The organism is Intestinimonas sp. HCP28S3_D6 (genome assembly GCF_052065695.1).
Lineage (GTDB): Bacteria > Bacillota > Clostridia > Oscillospirales > Oscillospiraceae > Intestinimonas.
This window is the reverse complement of sequence record NZ_JBQHTM010000106.1, coordinates 1-2931: the sequence shown is the minus strand read 5'-3', so window position 1 is coordinate 2931 and position 2931 is coordinate 1. Positions and strand designations below refer to the sequence as shown.

At 51.8% G+C, this 2931-nt stretch carries 2 protein-coding genes; both read right to left on the bottom strand.

Annotated features, from left to right (window positions below; genetic code table 11):
- Positions 1-197 precede the first annotated feature (197 nt).
- On the bottom strand, positions 198-1661 hold the full coding sequence (locus ACTNBK_RS16835) for a 4-hydroxyphenylacetate 3-hydroxylase family protein (RefSeq protein ID WP_441147820.1): 1464 nt from the start codon (positions 1659-1661) through the stop codon (positions 198-200).
- Between the two features lie 59 nt (positions 1662-1720).
- The gene (locus tag ACTNBK_RS16830) at positions 1721-2791 is read right to left on the bottom strand and encodes a DUF401 family protein (RefSeq protein WP_441147818.1); all 1071 of its coding nucleotides are present in this window, start codon (positions 2789-2791) and stop codon (positions 1721-1723) included.
- Positions 2792-2931: the final 140 nt, after the last annotated feature.

The window sequence follows — 2931 nt, the reverse complement described above, 5'->3', positions numbered from 1 at the left end:
TAAATGTTTCCTGTTTCTTCATCCCCATACACCACCATTGCGTTGATAGTGTTATTATCCCACATCCGGAGCCTTTATGGTAGTGCGGATTAAATCAGAGATTCCCTAGTACCCGTTCGATTTCCAGATCCATAAAAACGCCCTTCCTTTCATGACGGCAGTGGACGAGATGTTGCGCCTCGAGATGCGTTCGCGGCTCAGAGAGAGGAATCCTCTTTGATATGGGCAATGGCCTTGGCGAGGGCTTTTTTGTGTTCCAGATTGCCCTGACGTGCGATCATGATCCGCTGAGCCTGGGGAGAGCCCGCGCCATGGAGCGACTCTGTCCGATAGCCTACAGCGGCTGTACCCAGCGCCAGATTTTCAATGAGACGCAGAATGCGGAGACGGTTTTCGGTGGATACGCCGGAGACGCCCTTGAGGTATTTATCGATGACAGGGCCGAGCTTGGCATCCCGGAAATCGGCCTCAGAGGGGGCGGTGACCATCAAACCGCCGGCAATATCCTCTGCAAGACGAACGATCTCATAGGGGAACCGGGTCACATTCTGCTTGCAGACATTGGCGAGCAGCAGATCGATGATATAATTCCCGCTTGCCGTCTGATGGCCCTCGGAGGAACAGGCGATGCCGCAGCAATACAGGGTCTCGTTCAGATGGGTCATTTCAATCAGCTTATCCTTGATATGAGATGCCTTGGAGGCCCCGTTATACTCTGCGGCCACGGCGGCGGCGCCAATAAGCACATCCCCCACGCCTACCTTACACCCGCCATAGCTCTGCCTGTGGTACCCGGCAAAGCGTTCCACCAGCATGCCTGCGAATTCCGTCTCTCCGTTGAGGAAAATACGCTCATTGGGCACAAATACATGGTCGAATACGGTGAGAGCCTCCACGCCGCCAAACTCGGCGTTGCCTACGTCCATCTCACTGCCCTCCCGCTTACGGGTATCGCAGCTCTGACGACCGACGATCATATAAAGACCTTCACTGTCCAGCGGTACGGCGAAGGAGATCGCGTAATCTTTATCTTCGGGGCCCATGGCGATGGTGGGCATGACGATGACCTCGTGGCTATTGATGATGCCGGTCTGGTGGGCCTTCGCACCGCAGACCACCACACCGTCAGGACGGCGTTCCACCACATGCAGGAAAAGATCAGGGTCGGCCTGCTCGTGAGGGGTTTTGGACCGGTCACCCTTGGTGTCTGTCATGGCGCCGTCTACGGTCAGGTCTTTTTCCTGGCAGTAGAGCATGAATTTTTTGAAATTCTCGTGGTAGTGGGTGCCGCACTTCTGGTCGATCTCATAAGTGGTGGAGTATACCGCGTTGAACGCATCCATGCCCACACAGCGCTGGAAACAGGCGGCTGTCTTCTGGCCCAGCAGACGCTGCATTTTTACCTTTTTGCGCAGATCATCCGTGGACCGATGAATGTGGGTAAATCGGTTGATCCGCTCACCGGTCTCTGGAGAGATGGCCGTCATCAGATCCTGATATTCCGGCATCTGCGCCAGATCATAGGTCATGCGAACGGAGTTGAGTGCGGGACGAAGGATGGGATCATCCACGGGATTTTCCACTTTCTTGCCAAACATGTAGATCTGCATGGGGATCTTGCGAATGCTCTCGATGTACTGTTCGCCGGTCATAAGCGCCATATGGGATCTTCCTTTCTACAAATATTTGTTTTTAAATGGCGGTTCAAATGCTCAGAATGTTAGACCAATGTTATGGAGTAGACGGCATAGAGCACAACTGTGAATACAGGCCATAAAAGCATGACGGGAATATATGCCCGGTAGCGTTCACCAGGCGTACATCCTGTTTCCTTGTCGCTCAGCAGCTGGCAAAGGTGGATGGGAGAGAAGTAATAGCCAATGAAGCACCAGATGAAAGCATAGAACAGGTGCACCATCATATCCATCTCGCTGCCATAGGAGGCTTGGCAGATGATTGGTACCAGAACGCCAAGAGGGAGATACATCAAACCAGTTGCCAGACCAAAAATCGTTCCAATTACCGCAACGGTAATGAGAAACATCAAATTGGACTGATTGCTGGCCAGCCGTTCAAACAGGAGCAGCAGTGTATCCAGTTCTCCCACTATGTTTTGAAAAAAATAGACTCCGATGATCAAAAGCGCCAAATTGACATTAAAGCTTTTGACGACCTGCTGGCCGAAGTCGTGTTTTCCGCCAAGGAAGAAAACGGAGAGGATTGCGACAGCAATCGAAACTGTATATGGGATGCCAAACAAGCCATTGGGCAGGACCGCCAGATAGACCGGGATAAAGGTCAGATTGAATTCCCCAAACGCCTGGAGCCAGGTTGTCCCATCCAATGGATTGGTTTCTATGGCTTTGGCATTTTGCATAAGGATAAAATATCCCGACACCTGCATCAAGACGACAAATCCAAGATTCAAAAGTCCCAGCAGGACAATGTTCACTTCGGGGGCAACACTGTGGACTACGATCATGTTGGTGGAAAACGGGGCGATGACCGGTAGGATGTGTCGGCCAACCACATTGATGTTGGCTCTCATCTCGCGGGCAAGTCCCAATTCCTTGCCTATCTGGTTTACCAGCGGAGCGGATAAAGCGGCTCCGCCCGGAGCCTGAAGTACGCCGACCAATGCGGGAAAAAATAACATCAAAACCTTTGGATAAGGCAGCAGCCTGCGCATGGCCAGTTCCATCCGTTTGAGCAGGCCATAATGTGACATAAGGACGCTGAGCATGCCGATCTCAATCACGATCAGGACAGAGGAGAGCGTATCCGGAATCAAGAATACATTGAAGAAAGCTGTCCTGATCTGTTCTAGGGAATCTCTGATTTAATCCGCACTACCATAAAGGCTCCGGATGTGGGATAATAACACTATCAACGCAATGGTGGTGTATGGGGATGAAGAAACAGGAAACATTT

Coding starts and splice junctions, on each gene's coding strand:
- ACTNBK_RS16835 (WP_441147820.1), bottom strand. CDS start 1,661: ATGGCGCTTATGACCGGCGAACAGTACATCGAGAGCATTCGCAAGATC.